At 47.8% G+C, this 17,772-nt stretch carries 19 protein-coding genes; 5 read left to right on the top strand and 14 right to left on the bottom strand.

Annotated features, from left to right (window positions below; translation table 11 throughout):
- On the bottom strand, nt 1–201 hold a 201-nt coding region (locus G470_RS0105875; protein ID WP_028274023.1), incomplete at its 3' end, for a hypothetical protein.
- Between the two features lie 131 nt (nt 202–332).
- Here G470_RS0105875 and G470_RS0105870 point away from each other — a divergent pair.
- Both G470_RS0105870 and G470_RS12840 read left to right on the top strand, forming a co-directional pair.
- Nucleotides 333–971, top strand: a complete 639-nt coding sequence (locus tag G470_RS0105870; protein ID WP_028274022.1) for a YigZ family protein — start codon at nt 333–335, stop codon at nt 969–971.
- Nucleotides 972–1,163: 192 nt separating this feature from the next.
- Nucleotides 1,164–2,186 (top strand): LCP family protein, encoded by a 1,023-nt coding sequence (locus G470_RS12840; RefSeq protein ID WP_051258457.1) that lies wholly within the window; start codon nt 1,164–1,166, stop codon nt 2,184–2,186.
- 42 nt (nt 2,187–2,228) lie between these two features.
- Here the strand turns inward: G470_RS12840 and G470_RS0105860 are convergent, their stop codons facing one another.
- On the bottom strand, nt 2,229–3,317 hold the full coding sequence (locus G470_RS0105860; RefSeq protein ID WP_028274021.1) for a glycosyltransferase family 4 protein: 1,089 nt from the start codon (nt 3,315–3,317) through the stop codon (nt 2,229–2,231).
- 226 nt (nt 3,318–3,543) lie between these two features.
- On the opposite strand from G470_RS0105860, the gene G470_RS12835 reads away from it, so the two are divergent.
- Nucleotides 3,544–4,587 carry an LCP family protein gene (locus G470_RS12835; protein WP_051258456.1) on the top strand — a complete coding sequence of 348 codons (1,044 nt, stop codon included), beginning with the start codon at nt 3,544–3,546 and terminating at the stop codon, nt 4,585–4,587.
- A 62-nt stretch (nt 4,588–4,649) separates the two neighbouring features.
- Here the strand turns inward: G470_RS12835 and G470_RS13855 are convergent, their stop codons facing one another.
- The 12 genes from G470_RS13855 to G470_RS14690 all read right to left on the bottom strand — a co-directional run bounded on the left by G470_RS13855 (nt 4,650) and on the right by G470_RS14690 (nt 16,002).
- On the bottom strand, nt 4,650–5,063 hold the full coding sequence (locus tag G470_RS13855; protein ID WP_051258455.1) for an MFS transporter: 414 nt from the start codon (nt 5,061–5,063) through the stop codon (nt 4,650–4,652).
- Nucleotides 5,064–5,894: an MFS transporter gene (locus G470_RS13850; RefSeq protein WP_084172105.1), complete on the bottom strand. Its 831-nt coding sequence runs from the start codon at nt 5,892–5,894 to the stop codon at nt 5,064–5,066. It abuts the gene before it with no gap.
- 41 nt (nt 5,895–5,935) lie between these two features.
- Nucleotides 5,936–6,661, bottom strand: a complete 726-nt coding sequence (locus G470_RS0105845) for a GntR family transcriptional regulator (protein ID WP_028274020.1) — start codon at nt 6,659–6,661, stop codon at nt 5,936–5,938.
- A gap of 15 nt (nt 6,662–6,676) precedes the next feature.
- A complete protein-coding gene (locus tag G470_RS0105840; RefSeq protein ID WP_028274019.1) occupies nt 6,677–7,384 on the bottom strand; it encodes a glucosamine-6-phosphate deaminase in 708 nt (235 codons plus the stop codon).
- A gap of 38 nt (nt 7,385–7,422) precedes the next feature.
- The gene (gene nagA, locus G470_RS0105835; protein WP_028274018.1) at nt 7,423–8,559 is read right to left on the bottom strand and encodes an N-acetylglucosamine-6-phosphate deacetylase; all 1,137 of its coding nucleotides are present in this window, start codon (nt 8,557–8,559) and stop codon (nt 7,423–7,425) included.
- Between the two features lie 92 nt (nt 8,560–8,651).
- Complete coding sequence (locus G470_RS0105830; RefSeq protein WP_051258453.1) at nt 8,652–10,529, bottom strand: LTA synthase family protein; 1,878 nt, start codon at nt 10,527–10,529, stop codon at nt 8,652–8,654.
- A 95-nt stretch (nt 10,530–10,624) separates the two neighbouring features.
- The gene (gene nadE / locus G470_RS0105825) at nt 10,625–11,452 is read right to left on the bottom strand and encodes an ammonia-dependent NAD(+) synthetase (RefSeq protein WP_028274016.1); all 828 of its coding nucleotides are present in this window, start codon (nt 11,450–11,452) and stop codon (nt 10,625–10,627) included.
- 35 nt (nt 11,453–11,487) lie between these two features.
- Complete coding sequence (locus G470_RS0105820) at nt 11,488–12,963, bottom strand: nicotinate phosphoribosyltransferase (protein ID WP_028274015.1); 1,476 nt, start codon at nt 12,961–12,963, stop codon at nt 11,488–11,490.
- Between the two features lie 76 nt (nt 12,964–13,039).
- On the bottom strand, nt 13,040–14,137 hold the full coding sequence (locus G470_RS0105815) for a glycosyltransferase family 4 protein (protein ID WP_028274014.1): 1,098 nt from the start codon (nt 14,135–14,137) through the stop codon (nt 13,040–13,042).
- Entirely contained in the window at nt 14,134–14,880 is a 747-nt protein-coding gene (locus G470_RS0105810; protein WP_028274013.1) for a WecB/TagA/CpsF family glycosyltransferase, read from the bottom strand. Before G470_RS0105810 ends, G470_RS0105815 begins: the two co-directional genes overlap by 4 nt.
- Nucleotides 14,881–15,096: 216 nt before the next feature.
- Nucleotides 15,097–15,540: an SDR family oxidoreductase gene (locus G470_RS14695; protein WP_205617895.1), complete on the bottom strand. Its 444-nt coding sequence runs from the start codon at nt 15,538–15,540 to the stop codon at nt 15,097–15,099.
- Nucleotides 15,541–15,543: 3 nt separating this feature from the next.
- On the bottom strand, nt 15,544–16,002 hold the full coding sequence (locus tag G470_RS14690; RefSeq protein ID WP_205617894.1) for an SDR family NAD(P)-dependent oxidoreductase: 459 nt from the start codon (nt 16,000–16,002) through the stop codon (nt 15,544–15,546).
- Nucleotides 16,003–16,194: 192 nt separating this feature from the next.
- On the opposite strand from G470_RS14690, the gene G470_RS0105800 reads away from it, so the two are divergent.
- Both G470_RS0105800 and G470_RS0105795 read left to right on the top strand, forming a co-directional pair.
- Nucleotides 16,195–16,380 carry a hypothetical protein gene (locus tag G470_RS0105800; RefSeq protein WP_028274012.1) on the top strand — a complete coding sequence of 62 codons (186 nt, stop codon included), beginning with the start codon at nt 16,195–16,197 and terminating at the stop codon, nt 16,378–16,380.
- Nucleotides 16,381–16,760: 380 nt separating this feature from the next.
- Entirely contained in the window at nt 16,761–17,624 is an 864-nt protein-coding gene (locus G470_RS0105795) for a metallophosphoesterase (RefSeq protein ID WP_028274011.1), read from the top strand.
- Nucleotides 17,625–17,772: the final 148 nt, after the last annotated feature.

The raw sequence follows: 17,772 nt of genomic DNA, 5'->3' as shown, positions 1-17,772 counted from the left end.
AACGGTACGTTTCATTGTTTTCTGTATATCGTATCCTTTTTCTTTATAAGTATGAATTAATTCCAAATCAATCATCTCGATTGCTTTGGAAACCAGCTCACACATGACTTTTGGAAGGTATTGATCTAATCGTATTTCACTGTCTAATAATGTTTCAGAATCCTTTAATATACTGGCAATTTCTGCTATAATTTGATTCATAAGAAGACCTCTTTTCTGGATTTGTGGTTATCTCTAGATTAAGGGTCTTCTTCCTTTTTGTCTACTTTAATTTCTTACCCTACTATTTTACTTTCCGACAACTATTTTACACATAGAAGGGGGGCTGCTGTTTGTTAAACAGTTACCGCACCATTAAAGAAAACGGCATTCATGAGATTGTTATCCGCAAATCGCGCTTCATCTGTCACCTCCAGCGGACCGAGTCGGAAGAAGACGCTTTGGCGTTTATCGAGTCCGTCAAAAAAGAACATTGGAAGGCCACCCATAACTGTTCCGCTTATTTGATCGGCGAGCGGGATGAAATCCAGCGGGCCCACGACGACGGCGAACCAAGCGGCACTGCCGGGGTGCCGATGCTGGAAGTATTGAAAAAAAATGAATTAAAAGACGTGACAGCAGTGGTCACACGTTATTTCGGCGGCATCAAGTTGGGAGCCGGCGGGTTGATCCGGGCATACAGCGGTTCTGTCAGCGAGGCATTGAAAGAAATCGGGATTGTGGAGCGGCGTCTGCAGCAAGAGATCCGTCTGACGGTTGCCTACCCATTGAGCGGAAAACTTGAAAATTCTCTCCGAGAATCGGAATATACGCTTAAAGATACGGAGTATACCGATAAAGTGACTTTTGTGTGTTTGGTTGATGAGGAAGATATCAATCGTTTCAAAGACGAAACCACAGACTGGCTTAGCGCTCAGGGCGAGTATGCTTTAGGCGAAAAACGATACACCGAATACCCGCTGCCTTCTTAAATTCATACACGGCAAAAGAAATTCCGGGACACCTCGGAGTTTCTTTTTTTCTTGAAAAACAAAAATGACCACTTCATTTTATTCCTCCAGAATTCCCTTGACACACCGAAAATTGAACAAGATAATGGAAGATGACATGTAAAAAATACAAATTATCTGTTCCGAGCCAATATGAGAAAGAAGGTACCTGGAGTGAAGCCCTCTTCAAAGCCATCAAGAAGAAGAAAATTAAACACTGAAAAACGTAAAAAAAGAGAAAAAATCATCTTATCCATCATGATTCCCATCATGGTTTTGATTTTGGGCATCAGCGTGTACGGGGCCAAGCTATTGGCCACAGCAAACCAGACCGCCCAGCAGTCCTACCATGAGATTGAGCACAACCGGGCAGCGGACGTCAATCCGATTGAGGACCCGGTTTCCTTTCTTTTGATCGGTGTGGACGACAACGAGGACAGAAACTTAGGGAGCTCACGGGCAGACTCCCTTATCTACGCCACTTTCAATCCCAAGACCGGTGCCGTCAATACGGTGAGCATCCCACGTGATACATACACCGGCATCATCAAGGACGAAACGCTCTTGGAATACAACCGGATCAATACGTCTTACACCGCCGGCGAAGAACAAGCCACCATCGAAACGGTGGAAAACCTATTGCAAAATCCGATCCACTATTACGCCACCTTTGATTTCGACGCCTTCATGGACATCATCGATGCTTTGGGCGGAATTGAAGTAAATGTGCCGATTACGTTCTCTGAACAGGACTCGACCGGAAAACCCAACCAAATACATTTGGAAAAAGGCTGGCAGACGCTGAACAGTGAAGAAGCCCTGGCATTGGCACGGACCCGCAAGATCGACAACGACATCAAACGCGGAGAAAGGCAGCAGTTGATCATCGAAGCCATCATCAAAAAAGCGTTGAGCTTTGGCTCCATCCCACAGTACACCAATGTGATCGAAGCTGTGGGGAACAACCTGCGGACAAACATGGAATTGAAAGATATGTTCGCCGTTATCCGGGCAGGGATGAAAAATTCCCTCACCATTCAGACACACACGTTTGAGTGGCAGCCGCTCACCCGATACGGTGCCAGCATGGTACAGCTTGATGAAGCCAGTTTGGCAGATATCCAATCAACTTTCAGGCAGTCGTTGAATTCACAATCCCAATTGGTAGAAGAAACACCGAAAGAAGAAGCGGAATAAGAAAAAACGTGGAACGGACAATCCCTTGTCTGTTCCACGTTTTTATTTGTCATGCGGCGTACGGTTCAATTTATGCCCGAACTCACGCAGCACACGGATCAGCGGCTGGCGTTCTTCCCCCACCAGTCCAATTATTTCCACAAACAACTCAATCCCCAAAAGCAGCCCCATTGTCAACAAGATACCCCCCCAGAATGTGGAAAAGTTATAGAGCAGAGCAATGATGGAAAATATGCCCGCCAAGCAGTAAATGGCTAAAACCGTCTGCCGATGGGACAGTCCGAGAGACATTAAGCGGTGGTGAATGTGGTGCTTGTCTGCGCGGGAGAGAGCTTGTTTGTTTAAAAAACGACGAATCATTGCGTATAATGTATCTGTAATAGGAATGCCGAGAATGACAATCGGCAGAATCAAGGAAATGATGGTGGCGTTTTTCAAGCCTTGCAAAGAAAAGATGCCGATCATATACCCCAAAAACAACGCCCCGGCATCCCCCAGAAAAATGCTGGCCGGGTGAAAATTATACGGCCAAAAACCTGCAATAGCTGCAACCAGCACAAAAATCATGACGGACACAGATACATCTTCTATCGTCAAAAAGAAAAAACCGATAATCCCCATGGTGGTCAGCGCAATCATGGATATACCCGAAGCCAGCCCATCCAATCCATCAATCAAATTGATGGCGTTTGTGAATGCCGCAATCCACAGCAGCGTCAACGGCAGGCTCCATACCCCAAATGTAATCATCCCGATTCCCGGAAGCGTCATGGTTTCCAAACGAATATCCCCCGCGTAATAGGCAATCAATCCAGCTAGTAAAATCCCGATCATCTTCACTTTTGGAGAAAGTTCTTTTCTGTCATCCACCAACCCGAGGAGAAAAACCATCAACGCACCGAGAAAAATCGGCACCAACCGCGCCCGCGGAATAGGTAGGAGAAAGAAAAGGGCGGCGAAGTATGGAAGGAATATGGCCACTCCTCCACTGGTGGGCATTTTATTTATATTTACACGACGTTCATTAGGAGCGTCCATCGCCCCCGTTTTCACGGCCAGTCGTTTAACGAGCGGTGTCAACACTAATGTCCCCAGTATGGTCGCAATACAGACCAGCAGAACCAAATACATATTATACAAATCGCAGCAGCTTCTTTCCTTTGTTTTACTTTGATGCCATGCCGATGTTTTGTGGACCGGCAGACAAACTCAAAACTGTCTTATCTATTTACACACTCTGGCGCATCGAGCCGCCGAGCTTCTTTTCAATTATACCAAAGGAACTTTCCACAATTCAATTGCACTGAGTGATTCAATCCACTAAAATGAACACAATACATTCGAAAAGAGGCCCACCATGAGAGCTCAAAATAAATCATCCAAGAAAAAAAAGAACTGGTATGTATGGACGAAGCGTATACTGATTGCTTTGACTGTCCTCCTCCCACTGGGATTTGGCATTCTGGCAGGATATTACGGACATCAACTGGAATCGTTTTTCACAGAAATTCAAGGAGAAGAACAAGAACCCGAATTGGGACACGGCGTTACGGACGAAATGCTGCGAAACGGACAGCCGTTCTCTGTATTACTTCTTGGAGTGGATGAGCGCGAAGGTGACGTAGGACGGGCGGACACCATGATGGTTGCCACCGTCAATCCTGAACAAGGAAACGTCAAATTGGTTTCCATACCCCGCGACACCCTCATCGAGCTTCCGGGGACAAACGGGCAATTAGATAAAATCAATGCCACGTATGCATATGATGGTACTCCATATGTGATTGAAACGGTCGAAGACTACCTGGAAATCCCTATTACGTTCTATGCTCAAATCAACTTCCAAGGTTTGGTCGATTTGGTGGACGCAGTCGGCGGCATCACTGTTGACTCTGATTTAGCCTTTAAAGTTCAAGACAGCGAAGAAAACAGCAACGCCATTGAAATCAAAGAAGGCGTACAACAGCTGAACGGCGAAGAAGCCCTCGGATATGCACGGATGCGGAAAGAAGACCCCCGTGGTGACTGGGGCCGGCAAGAACGGCAGCGAGAAGTGATCCAATCATTGATGAATGAATTGATTTCTTTGAAGACCTTCGCCAACTTCAACCCCATTTTGCGTGCCATAGCGCCTAATTTGGAAACCAACCTCCAGTCAAACCAAATGTGGGCTATTGCCAGGAAGTACCGTCACACGACTCAAAACATCGACACATTGACTTTAGACGGAGCTGCGGATTACATCTACTTCCCAGCATACGGACAGGAAGTGTATGTTTGGGTTCCGCATGAAGAAGTATTGACTAGCATTCAAACAAAACTGCAAACGCACCTCGAACTGGACGAGAGTACGGAGTCATCCGAAACGACTTCCTCTTCCGTCGACACGAGTGCAGAGTGAGAACACTCATCTAAAAAACGAGGCCGGAATATTTCCCGGCCTCGTTTTTTTCCCGCATCTCGTCAGAGAGCTTTCACCTCTTCTTGCTGTTTTCTGGACTGTTTGGCTGCCAATGACACAAAAAAGATGTGCAGAGCATGAAACACAAGAGCGATTAAAAAAGCCGGGACATAAGATCCGCTGAAGTCGTACACATATCCTACCAGCGACAACGAGAAGGCGCCGCCGATACTCAGCGCGAATGATATGCCGGGATACACTTTCCCATAATTAACTGTCCTAAAAAATTCCCGAGTCAACAGTGTGATGCCGACAACCGGAACGGAATACACGGTTCCAAAGAGAAAAGAAAATGCAACCAACGAGAAGGCATTAGGAGCTGTGAGTAGCGCCAGTATAGAAAGCGCATTCAAAACAATCATGGAGATTGTGACTTTCAGCGTCCCAATCCGATCGCTGAGCCACCCTGCAAGCAACTAAAATCCAATGTTTCCCAGCATAGCTGCTGAGAGCATCACCCCGCCTACAGCAGTGCCGTAACGGATGGTTTCGGCGTATCCCGGAAAGTGTTGGGGAATCCCGGTTATGGCTGTATGTAACACACCAAACCCTAACAGTAAAAAGAACACAGACGACTGAATCTCTCCTGTTTGTACTGGTTGTCGGGAAGTATTGTTCTTCTCTTCCGTTCCGATAGTGTCTCCATATGGCAGGAAACCATTTTTTTGCGGCTGCAGTGAAAAGGAGAAAAGCAAAGCGGGTGCGCACGCTGCAAGCATCAACAGACCCATGACGATATAAGCAGTCTGCCAGCCGACTGATTCGATGAGTTTGGCTAAAAGCGGCGAGAAGACGGCCCCTGCGACCCCGGTGAAGCTGAATACCACACTGGTGACCAGTCCATGGTGTTTCTCAAACCACTCATTAAGAATCATCGTCACCGGGACCATGGAAAACAGCCCGGCCCCGACGCCTCTTAAAGTTCCCAAAATAAAAAAGATAGGCAAGGAACGCGCAGCCCCCATCATAATTGTGGACCCAACCGCCATCGTTACCCCGACAAAAAGAAGCAGTTTCAACGGATACTTTCTCATGAATGCCGGCATAAACAATGATATAACCGCTGTTCCGATTAAAGTCAATGTGGCATGCATCGAGAACGTTCCGCGCAGTACTCCTAAACTTTCCGCCACGGGGGTAAAGAACACTCCCCCTGCGTTCACCGGGATACCGACCGACCCGACCGCCAATCCACAGCATATTGCTGCTACCAACCAGTGTCTAAGACTTTTGTTTGGGTGTGCCATTTTTGTCCCTCACCTATCCTTCCTATTCAGTTGTCTGTTCTTTAGCGTTTCTTATCGCCCGAGCCTTCCACGTAAAACTCAAATCGTTCGCCTGCATACTGGGTCCGTACATATTCAAAGGGAGTATTGTCTTTGCTGTAACTCACTTGGCGCAAGCGCAAAATCGCTTCTCCACGTTTCATGTCCAACAGTTCCGCCACTCTTTCAGAAGCTAGGGTTGCGGAGATGGTTTGTTCCGCCCGCTCCAAACTGATTCCTTTCTCCGTTTCCAACGTATGGTACAACGATTGCGTGACTTGTTTTTTGCTTAGTGACGAAACCATATGATACGGAATGGACGCCACTTCCAAACAGATGGGTGTGCCGTCCGCATAACGAATCCGTTCCATCTGCAGCACTTCGGCATTTTCCTCCAGATGCAGTTTTTCTGCCTCGCTGTTACTGGCAGGTTTGACATGATAGGATACCACTTTGCTGGACGGCTTTTGGCCTTGCTGCGAAATGATTTCGGTGAAGCTTTGGAATGTGCTCATTTTTTCTTGCACTTTTTCCGCCGATACGAACGTCCCCGCTCCGACCCGTCGCTCTAAAATCCCTTCTTCAACGAGCGTCTGGACTGCCTGCCGGACCGTCATCCGGCTGACATCGAACCGGATGGCCAAATCGCGTTCAGAAGGAATCCGGTCGCCGACTTTCCAATACCCGTCGTGGATCATTTCATGTAATTGATTGTGAATCTGAATATAAATAGGGGTTCGTTTCTGCATTGAACCTCCTCCTCTTCATTCGTTCAGGCGTTTTGCTGCTTCTTCGTCCAAGATAAGAGTGACGTTGTCGTGCTTCTGCAGCACACTGGCCGGTACCTCTTCCGTGACAGGTCCTTTGACTGTTTGATAAATGGCATCGGCTTTGTTTTCACCGAAAGCCATCAAAATGATTTTCTTCGCCTGCATGATGGAAGCAATCCCCATGGTGTATGCCTGTGTTGGAACATCTTCAATTGAATCAAAGAATCTTTTGTTGTCATTGATTGTTTCTTGAGTGAGGTTGACCTTATGGGTAGTGGAGTTGAACGGCGTGCCCGGTTCGTTGAATCCAATATGGGCGTTGCCTCCTATGCCGAGAATCTGCACATCAACTGGGTGTTCTTTGATGATTTCATCGTATTCTTTGATGGCTGTTTCTTCATCGGCCATTCCATCCGGCAGATAGCTTTTCTTGAATGGTTTTTTGGAAAACAAATGCTCTTCCATAAAATAGTGGTAACTTTGCGGATGGTCTGCTGGAAGACCAACGTATTCATCCAAGTTGACGGAAATTTTATCGGAAAAATCCAAGTCGCTTTCCCGGATGAGTTGGTACAACCCTTCCGGCGTGCTGCCCGTGGCCAATCCAAATACTTGGGCATTCTCTTCTTCCACTGCCTTTTTGATCAAGTCAAAAGCGGCCAGGCTTCCTTCTTGCGGGTTCTTTGTAATAATGATTTCCATTCTGATTCCTCCTAAAATGTATTTTGCTGTTGCTTGCCTTACGATACGTTGATTACACGTCCGTAAGAAATTGTGCGTTTTACATTCAACTCTTTATCCAACAACACCATATCGGCATCTTTTCCTGGAGCGATGCCGCCCTTTTTCTCCAAACCAAATTCACGGGCTTGGTTCACAGAGGTCATCTTCACCGCTTCTTCCGTTGTACAGCCGGTGAAGTTCAAGATGTTTCTCACGGCATCCGGGTACGTCAACACACTTCCGGCCAAACTGCCGTTTTTCAAACGAGCTTGTTTATCTTTGACGATCACTTTCTGCCCGCCAAGTTCACTTTCCCCTTCCGGTATACCTTTGGCGCGCATCGCATCGGTAATCACTTCAATCCGGTCGGCTCCTTTGACCAAATACGCCAGCCGCACCATGTCCGGAGTGATGTGGAAGCCGTCCACAATCATCTCCACATACACGCCGGCTTCCAACAGTCCGTGACCGGTCACGCCTGGTTCGCGGTGATGCAGCCCTCTTTGAGCATTATACAAATGCGTGATGTGCGTCGCCTGGGATTGTTTCATCTCTTCACGCGTGGCATTTGTATGCCCCGCAGACAACACAATGCCTGCTTCTTTGCAGTACTCTTCGAACGCTTTGGCTTCTCCGGTTTCCGGTGCATAGGTAACCAATTTAATCCGTCCGCCGCTCAACTCGTTCCACTTGCGCATCGTTTCCGCATCCGGTGTATGGATGTATTTTTCCGGTTGCGCGCCCTTGAAGACAGGTGAGATGAACGGACCTTCCAAGTGGATGCCTTGGATGACCGGATTCGTTTCAGCTGCTTGACGGATCCCCGACAAAGCTTTTTCGATGTTTTCATAAGACTGGGTCATCGTAGTGGCGAAGTACGACGTGATGCCTTCTTCCAACATGCGGTTCACCATGTCGTTAATTTTTTCCGGGTCGCCGTCCATATTGTCGTATCCGTATCCGCCGTGGCTGTGGACATCGATGAACCCGGGAACAAGCATCCGGCCGTCTGCTTCGATGGTTTCTTCCCCTTCTTGAGGAAGGTATTCCTCCATGGGTCCCACCGCTTCAATTTCTTCATCGAAACGGACATAACCGGAAGCGATTTTGCCGGTTCCTGTATAAATTTCCGCATTTACGATTGCTTTTGTCATGATTTCGCTTGACCTTTCTTTATGGATTTCCCTCTCATTATAAACGGTCTATACCATCATTACAAACGTTTTTATACAGCTGGGACGGTGCATCAGTCAAAAAATCCCAGTTCTTTCGCATACTGTTCCCCGGTGGTGAGGTCGTACTGCAACAAATGATACTCTTCCAATAACTGTGATGCTTTCGGACTCAACTCTGAACGGAATTTTTTCGGTGTGGGTTCCCCAGCTTCCACATACATCCCTTTTTCAAATGCGGGCAACCGGGCAGACAAAGCGGTGAGCAAGGCGTCAAACGGTGTTTTTTCAGCGTCGACTGCCTCTGTCACTTGATTCATCAAAAACACCGGACTGATGGTGCCGACACTTCCTTGCAAGTTCAATTTGTTTGAATAGATAAGCAGTGGAGTCTGATGCAATGCCAGCTCTGAATTTTGTTGGGTCACGTTTTCCCCGTAAAAACTCGGCAAATGATCGCCCCAAAAAACAACGAGGACATGTTCATCGACTCGTTCCAATTCGGCAATCAAGAACCGCAAGGCCTGGTCGCTGTACGCCAAATCTTGCAAGTATCCGTCAGCTTCTTCCTTGTTGCCCGATCCGCGGGACTGAAAAGAAGTGTGCGGATACTTCGTCCCATACGGCATATGGTTTTGCATGGTCACCAAATGGATGAAATCTTTTTCTTCCGTCTCCTCCATCACAACGAGCGCTTCGCGGTACGCTTCTCGATCGGAGATGTAAAGATTGGACCCCACCGTACCAGTGTAGCGCATGGTATCCGCATATAAGAAGTCATCGAATCCGAGAGAGCGGTAAACATCCTGTCGCTTGTACATTGTTGTGTTGTACGGATGGATGGCGGTCGCATGGTGTCCGTTTCGCTTTAATCGTCTCACTACAGAAGGCAGTTGATGCATTTTATCCGCGATCTGCGTGTATGGCGAAGAAATAGTCGGGGCAAACGGTTCAAGCGACAGCCCGGTCAACGCCTCGAATTCACTGTTTCCGGTTCCGCCTCCGTATCCTTGAGCCAGCGTCATTCCGCTCAACGATTCCTCTCTCAAGCTGCGGAAATACGAAATCGGGTCTTTGTTTCCGTGGAAGCCTTTGAGCCTCAGCGGGTCCGAAAAGCTCTCATTCATGATGAAGACGACATTTACTTCGTCCAGCGCCCCCTCTCTTTCTTCATTCAAAGAATTTGCAAAGGAACGGTATTTTTCAGTTAAGTCCTTCATCCGTTCCTTGGAATAGGCGGACGGTTTTTCCATTGGTTTTGTCTGCAAGTTATACAAAAATCCTCCGACAAACCCGTTGTTGTAGTAATTCATGTCTTGACTGTAAGGTATCCAGTATGCGTGCGGATCATATGCAGCTTTCAATCGGTTTCCCGGCTCATTAAACTGACCGATATAAATCAGTCCCAATGTAGAAAGCAAGAAGCCGGCTGCCCGCCCGGCACGTCTCCACCGCTTCACAGAGGCGGATGTCTCCTTTTTCGTTTGCCGGTACAGCAAAATTCCGATGCCTGTAAAAGACGCAAAGAGAACAATCGCGAGAAACACCGCCAACGGCACACCCATCATTTCCACGAGAAAAGAAATTTCCGTCGCCATTTTCAAATCCACCGGATACAAAGGTTCGCCTCTGAATGTCATTTTTTGGTAAGTGGCAATTCCAAGACTGACAGAAAGGAGCGTCAACGAACCGGCGCCCACCCATTTGTTTCCAAACAGAGAAGCAAACCATACGTACACGACGAACAACACGCCTGTACCCAATAAAAATATTTCCGTATGCCATTGGAAGGCGAACTTCAATGCAAGTGAGACACTGAGATCATTTTGTCCCCATTGAAGAAAAAGATTGTTCACCAGGGCCGTCACTATTCCCACCAGCAAAAAAATCCCGGCTTCCGCTGCCAGTTTTGACCGTTCATTCGGAATTGCCCGTTGATGTTTCAACTGCATCACCCCCTTCCTTTGGACATATCCTGATCCAGAAAAGATAAAAAAGGGAGTGGGTTCTGTCACCCCACCCCTTCACTGAAAATCGATTGTCGTGTTTATTTCCAAAATTCATCAAACACCGTGATGGGCAGATGACGTTTGTGCTGTGTGGACAGGTAGTGTTTTTCAATGGTCTTCCGGGCTTCTTCCGGCACTTCTTTTCCTTCCAAGTAATCGTCGATATGGTCGTACGAAACACCCAGCGCCGTTTCATCCGGGAGCATGGGTTTGTCTTCTTCCAAATCGGCTGTCGGCACTTTGTGAACCAGATGATCTGGCGCACCCAATTCTTCCAACAGTTGTTTTCCTTGGCGTTTGTTCAAACGGAAAAGCGGCAGGATATCCGATCCGCCGTCTCCATATTTTGTGAAGAAGCCGGTGATGCTTTCGGCCGGGTGGTCGGTACCCAACACCACTCCTTTGCGTGCCGCTGCGATGGCGTATTGCACTACCATCCGCTCCCGAGCTTTGATGTTTCCTTTGTTGTAGTCACTGATCGTCAATCCCGCTGCTTCCAATGCTTGCACCGTCGCATCCACAGAAGGTTTGATGTTCACGGTGAGGCTTTCCTGCGGGTTGATCCATTCCAGCGCATCCAGTGTGTCTTGTTCGTCTGCCTGCTCACCGTACGGCAGTCGGACCGCGATGAACGCATACGCCGGGTCTCCGGTTTCTTCCTGGAGTTCTTCTGCTGCTATCTGCGCGAGCTTTCCAGCCAATGTGGAATCTTGCCCGCCGCTGATGCCGAGCACTGCTGTTTTCAAGAAATCGTGTTTTTTCATGTACGCTTTGATGAAGTCTACACTGCGGCGGACCTCCGTTTTCGGATCGATTTCCGGAGAAACGCCCATTTCTTTTACGATTTTTTTCTGCAATTCGGACATTCTCATCTCTCCTCTCGTAAACTCGGTTGGCCTGTTTAAAATTGGACGATGCTGTCTGGTGAATCCAGTTGACGGAACTTTTCAATTGTATCAATTTTCAAATCATACAATGTCTGTGAAAGATCCACTGGGTAAGGTTCCGGGTTCAACAACCGCAGATGTTCTTCCCAGATTTCCGACTTGCTTTGTGTGCTGTATTCTTTAATTTCTTTCAACGTCGGCAAGTCATACACTAATTCTCCATTTACATAAATGTCCTGTAAAAGAGGACGTGCAGTAAAGGCGGTGACCGTTTTATTGATGTAAGTATATTCCGGGTGGAACATAAACAAGTGATCCCTCTGATCCGGGCGTTCATCCACCAATGCCACATAGTCGCCTTCGGTTTTCCCTTTTTTGTTCGACAAAATCCGCCAAACTTGCTTTTTGCCCGGCGTAGAGATTTTGGCCGCATTACCGGTCAGTTTCAGCGTCGGGTACATCTTCCCATCTTCACCTTCGATGGAGACCAATTTGTATACGCCCCCCAAAGCCGGCTGGTCGTAAGCTGTGATGAGTTTGGTCCCAACACCCCAGACATCAATTTTGGCGCCTTGCATCTTCAAGTTCAAAATGGTCTCTACATCCAAATCATTGGAAGCATAAATTTTGGCTTCCGTGAAGCCGGCAGCATCCAACTGTTGGCGTACACGTTTGGACAGATAAGACAAGTCGCCGCTGTCGAGGCGCACCCCTAAGAAGTTGATTTTCTCGCCCATTTCTTTGGCCACACGGATGGCGTTCGGCACACCTGTTTCCAATGTGTTGTAGGTATCAACCAAAAAGACACAATCTTTATGGGTTTCCGCGTATGCTTTGAATGCTTCGTATTCGTTGCGGTACGCTTGGACCAGCGAATGCGCGTGTGTGCCGCTGGCGGGGATGCCGAATACTTTTGAGGCACGGGTGTTGCTGGTTGCATCCGCTCCTCCGATATACGTCGCACGTGCTCCCCAAAGCGCCGCATCCAATTCTTGTGCGCGACGGGCGCCAAACTCCAAGACAGGGTCGTCTCCGGCTACTGTTTTCAGTTCTGAAGCTTTAGTTGCAATGAGCGTCTGAAAGTTCACCATATTCAGCAGCGCTGTTTCAATCAGCTGGCAGTCCGCAATCGGTCCTTCAATCTGCATCAACGGTTCATTGGCAAAGGCCACTTCGCCTTCTCGCATAGAGCGGATAGTGCCGCGGAAACGCCAGTTTTTCAAGTATTCCAAGAAATCTTCCTGGTAGCCGCCCACTTCTCTCAAGTAATCCAAATCCGATTCAGTGAAATGCAGGTTTTCGATGTACTGAACCATCCGTTCCAATCCTGCAAATACTGTGTAGCCGATTCCGAACGGATTGTTCCGGTAATACACTTCGAAGACACTTCTTTTATCTGCTTTTCCTTTTTCCCAATACGTTTTCATCATATTGATTTCATACAAATCTGTATGAAGCACAAAGCTGTCGTCTTTATAAATTCGATTCATTTTTCTCCACCTCGTTCAGCATTCAACGTTCTGTTTAATCATAGCACACCTAACGCCCGCCGGAGAGACAAAAGACTCACTTCTTCAGGGCTTTTTCGTAAACTGCAAGTGTGTTTTCCGCCATCTGCTCCAATGAAAAGAGCTGTTTGGTGCGTTCATAAACCAGCGTGCCTTTTTCTTGAAGCGTGCCCGCTTCCCACTCGGAATACGCTTCTTGAAGCGCTGCCGCCAGTGCCGATGCATCTTTAGGCGGAACCAGCCACCCGTAACGTGCGTCGGGAAGGAGTACATGCACATCCCCCACGTCCGTTGCGATAAAAGGGGTGCCCTCTTTTGCCGCTTCCAACAGCACAAGCGGAAAGGTTTCACTGTAGGACGTCAGCAGTGCCACATCCGCCGAGCGAACGGTCCGCTGCACGTCTTCCGGCGCCAGCCATCCTAAAAATTCCACGTGACGGTGAATCCCCAATCTGGCAGCTTCTCTTTCCAACTCGGCTCTCAATTCTCCGTCACCGACCAGATAGACGCGCCACTCGGGCAGGGCGGCTTTCTTCAAACTTTCAAACAACAAATCGTGACCCTTCACCGGATGCAACCGGGCCGTATGTACCATGGTAAAAATGCTTTTTTTTGATGACGCTGTCGGAGCGGAACCAAATGCGATGCCGTTTCGGACCACCGTCATCTTCTCATCCGGCACCCCGATCTCGTGCAATTGTTTCTCTAATGCTTGAGAGACTGTAATGATGTGATCGGCACGACGGATGCTTCGAACATTGAGCTGTTGGAAGGCTTTTCCCGCCACACCTTTTTCTTGGAACTCCAAAAATGGATCACTGTGAACGGTCGTGACCCAGATTGCATCCAACTGCCCGGCAATCAACGATAGCATAAAGTTGGCACGAGCTCCATGGGTGTGAACCACCGAATACACCTCTTCATTCAAAAACTTTTTCAAACGTTTCAGTACAGCCACATCGTATCGCGATTTTTGACCCAGGACATGCACACGGCATCCGGCATCCCGGGCTGCAACAGCCACCGGTCCTTCCTCAAACACCAACACCTCTGCTTTGTCGTTCCCTAAAGAAGAGACCAGGGAAACGATATGGGTCTTTCCGCCTCCGACTTCTCCGCCTGCATTTATATGAATCACTTTTTTATTATGTGTCACTTCGGATTCACTTTCTTTCCTTTTTTCTGTACGCGCACACTCCCTAAAAAGCGAGGGATTGCCAGCATTCGTCTCCATCGTGATGGTTGCTTCACCAAACGGTACAGCCACTCCACATGGAATTTCCGAACCCACTTAGGGGCTCTCTTCGTTGTTCCTGAAAGCACATCGAAGCTGCCTCCCACACCCATCGCCAGGCCTCTGTCCGCCTGCTTCATGTAGTCATGAATCCACTGCTCCTGTGCCGGATAACCGAGCGCGACAAAAATCAAATCCGGCTGTGTGCTTAGGACCTGAGCCATCATGTTTTCGTCTGTATGATCAAAATACCCATGGTGCCAACCCGCAAGCGTCATTCCGGGCCACTTCACAGGGACAGTTTCAATCAATTTCTCGATGACTTCTTGGCGTGCACCCAAAAAATATACCCGGTGGCCTTCACGGTCGGCCACATCCAACAAATCCAGCATCAGTTCGTATCCGGGTACTCGTTCTTTAATGGGTGTACGGAGCACACGGGAAGCTTTCACAACCCCGATTCCGTCCGGAGTGATGAAATCCGCTTCAGATAATATATCCGCGTATTCGGGATGCGTGTGTGCATACATCACAATTTCCGGATTGGCGGTCACGACAAAAGTTTTTTGTTGTGCTTGAAGTCGTTTTTCCAGCGTATGTACGAATTCCTTGTGAGTGAAATTATCGAAAGGAACTCCTAAAATCGTTACTTTTTTCGAAGCCATCTTGTCTCATCCGTCCTTCAAAAATCATCCTCTGTTTATTCTTCTATTGTACCGTAACAAAAAAAGTTAGTACAGAAAAAGTAAGGCATACACCCGCAAGCCTCCACACATCCTTCAATACATTCACCCATTCTCGGATTGGTTTTCCTGTCATGTGCATTTCTCGCAATAATAAAGAAGCCTCAAGTTTATTGAGACTTCTTTTTGTGGGACCTTTTACCAGCACATGCCTTTTTTAAACTCTTTCTTGATCTCTTTTCTGTTTGTCCATGCGGCAATGGAGAGGGTGGTGACTCCAGCGGCAAGGGCTGCCAGTACCACCGGGTGTTTGGCGGCTTTGACAAACCAACTTCCGGAGCGCTTCCAGCCCACATTCGTGCCTCGTTCATGTAAACCATATCCCGCTTCATACAAGGCGTTGTCTTCCGGCGGATTGGCCGGCTCTTCTTTGTGCTGGGTTGGATACATGGCGGTTTCCATAAATTTATCGGTGAACCGCGGAAGCACTCCACCGAGCGTTTCCACTACTTTAGCTTGAGATCCGACATGCAAATCGCGTTTTGGTTTCTCCGCTGCCAATAAATTGGCCTCTGCCACTGCTTCCGGCGGAATACACCGACTGCACTTCATCGGCTCTGCCGCCAAAGAGGCTGCCGACATTGATCAAAACACCGGCTGTTTCTTTTTGTTTGAAGTGCGCAATCGCCTCCCGGGAGCCGTACACCACACCCAATAGTCCGTGTCGAACATCCGCTTCATATCTTCAATGCTGATTTCCATAAACTGTCCATAAATGGTGACGCCGGCATTGTTTACCCATGTATCGAAACCACCGAACGTCTGAATGGCTTTTTCGGCAATGTGTCTGACGTCTTCCTCCTTACCGACGTCCGCTTGAACGGCGACTGCTTCTTGCCCTTTTTCTTTCAATTCATGGACCAGCTGTTCCAATGCCTCCAGATTACGAGCAGCCGCTGCGACCTTCGCTCCCTTTTCGGCAGCCATACGCGCGGTTGCCAGCCCAATTCCGCTGGATGCACCTGTAATGACAATGACCTGCTCAGACAACGGTTTCAACTTCAACTTTTTAAAGCTTTGTTTTCCACTTTTATCCACGCTCATTTTACTCCTCCTTCATAATTTTTCATTCAATAACCTATGTGTTTGAATTACGACAGACGCACGCAAATAGCCAAGAGAACGCCTGTCTATTTCAAACGCTCAACGGAACTGAAGAAGCGTATCAATTGAAAAAGCTTTCTATCTTCGTTATGTTGAGAATGTAGTAAAAAAATTCTCAAGGAGGTTGTTTACATGAGTCAAAAGTTTGATGAATTGAAGCAAAAACTCCAGAATGTCGACAAAGACCAGGCAAAAGATTTGATGCAGCAAATCAAAAGCGCCCGCCAAAACGGGGAAATCGATGAAAAAGAAGAAAAGAACCTGCTGGACACTGCGAAAAGCAAATTGGGCGGCGGTTTAGGAGGATTGGGACTTTAATTCCCTTTCTCATACGAAAAAAGCATGAAAGCGGGAGTGAATGCTCCTTCTTTCATGCTTTTTTATCACAAAAGACACGCTGACTTTGCGTTTTAGACTAGAGTTCTTCTGTGATGAAGCCCCACAATCCAAATACGATGCCTGCAATCCCGATAATCAGCCATCCCATTTCTCTCGCCTCTTCCTCGTTTTTCTCCTTCCGACCGAAACTTTTCCTATATCCAGAGTACCATAGATCACGTTAAAATGTAACCGCTTTTATTTGTTTTGTCGAAATCTTAGGATGTGAAATTGCTGTTTAAAGTGTTAGACTCATAGTTGGAATTCATCCGTTGGGTTCCGACATCAGATTAAATGGTTTACTTAGGAGTTTGTTTATAATGAAGATATCAAAAACAGCAGGCATCCTGTTAGGAATTGTCCTGGCAGTCTTTTCTCTTGGAGCGTATCTGTATTGGGGAAACACATCCATCGTCACCACTCATTACCGGTTTGAACATACAACTGTTCCCGATTCCTTTGACGGCTTTAAGATTGTTCAAGTGTCGGATTTGCACAACACTTATTTTGACGGCAAATTAACGGAACGCATCAAAGAAGAAAAACCAGACCTGATTGTGGTCACCGGCGACATTATCGATCGCAACCGTACGAATATAAGTGTCGCTGCGGAATTTCTGGAGAGAATCACTCCGCTTGCCCCTGTTTATTTTGTGTCCGGAAACCACGAAGTCGCTTCAGGGGTATATGAGACGCTGCGACAAGAATTGGATCGGCTTGGCGTTCACAACTTGGATGACGACTTTACGGTCCTTGAACAAAACGGAGACAGACTCGGCTTGGTGGGGCTGGCCGATCCTTTGATGATTCAAGAGGACGATTTAATCGAAGATGAATACGGAACAAGCGACCACGTCATTCAGACTGCACTTGAAGAACTTGTAGCTGAGGCCGATACCGATTTCACCATGCTGCTCTCTCACCGTCCCGAACGATTTGAGCTGTATACCCAGACCGATGTGGACTTAGCTTTCACCGGTCATGCACACGGCGGACAAATCCGGCTGCCGTTCATCGGCGGCTTGTACGCACCGACCCAAGGGATTTTCCCTGAATACACCGAGGGCTTCTACGAGGAAAACAGCACCTCCATGATCGTCAGCCGGGGGCTTGGAAACAGCATCTTTCCTCTGCGCGTGTTCAACCGGCCGGAGTTGGTGGTCGTGACATTGGAATCAAAATGACGCAAGAGAGGCTAGGACAAAAGTCCCAGCCTCCTCTGCGTTTCCGAATAGGCTAGCGAAAATGCGCTCCAAAATGCAGACCCGACGTCCACTTTGTCATGACTGTAGTTGCTTTAGCAATGTACAGTCATGATACACTTGGGCATCT

It is taken from the genome of Atopococcus tabaci DSM 17538 (genome assembly GCF_000429585.1).
Classification (GTDB): Bacteria; Bacillota; Bacilli; order Lactobacillales; family Carnobacteriaceae_A; genus Atopococcus; species Atopococcus tabaci.
The sequence above is the reverse complement of the archived record's forward strand: the minus strand, read 5'-3'. Positions and strand labels throughout refer to the sequence as shown.

Coding starts and splice junctions, on each gene's coding strand:
- G470_RS0105860 (WP_028274021.1), bottom strand. CDS start 3,317: ATGTATTTGGTTCTGCTGGTCTGTATTGCGACCATACTGGGGACATTA.
- G470_RS12835 (WP_051258456.1), top strand. CDS start 3,544: ATGAGAGCTCAAAATAAATCATCCAAGAAAAAAAAGAACTGGTATGTA.
- G470_RS13850 (WP_084172105.1), bottom strand. CDS start 5,894: ATGGCACACCCAAACAAAAGTCTTAGACACTGGTTGGTAGCAGCAATA.
- G470_RS0105845 (WP_028274020.1), bottom strand. CDS start 6,661: ATGCAGAAACGAACCCCTATTTATATTCAGATTCACAATCAATTACAT.
- G470_RS0105840 (WP_028274019.1), bottom strand. CDS start 7,384: ATGGAAATCATTATTACAAAGAACCCGCAAGAAGGAAGCCTGGCCGCT.
- nagA (WP_028274018.1), bottom strand. CDS start 8,559: ATGACAAAAGCAATCGTAAATGCGGAAATTTATACAGGAACCGGCAAA.
- G470_RS0105830 (WP_051258453.1), bottom strand. CDS start 10,529: ATGCAGTTGAAACATCAACGGGCAATTCCGAATGAACGGTCAAAACTG.
- nadE (WP_028274016.1), bottom strand. CDS start 11,452: ATGTCCGAATTGCAGAAAAAAATCGTAAAAGAAATGGGCGTTTCTCCG.
- G470_RS0105820 (WP_028274015.1), bottom strand. CDS start 12,963: ATGAATCGAATTTATAAAGACGACAGCTTTGTGCTTCATACAGATTTG.
- G470_RS0105810 (WP_028274013.1), bottom strand. CDS start 14,880: ATGGCTTCGAAAAAAGTAACGATTTTAGGAGTTCCTTTCGATAATTTC.
- G470_RS14695 (WP_205617895.1), bottom strand. CDS start 15,540: ATGTCGGCAGCCTCTTTGGCGGCAGAGCCGATGAAGTGCAGTCGGTGT.
- G470_RS14690 (WP_205617894.1), bottom strand. CDS start 16,002: ATGAGCGTGGATAAAAGTGGAAAACAAAGCTTTAAAAAGTTGAAGTTG.
- G470_RS0105800 (WP_028274012.1), top strand. CDS start 16,195: ATGAGTCAAAAGTTTGATGAATTGAAGCAAAAACTCCAGAATGTCGAC.
- G470_RS0105795 (WP_028274011.1), top strand. CDS start 16,761: ATGAAGATATCAAAAACAGCAGGCATCCTGTTAGGAATTGTCCTGGCA.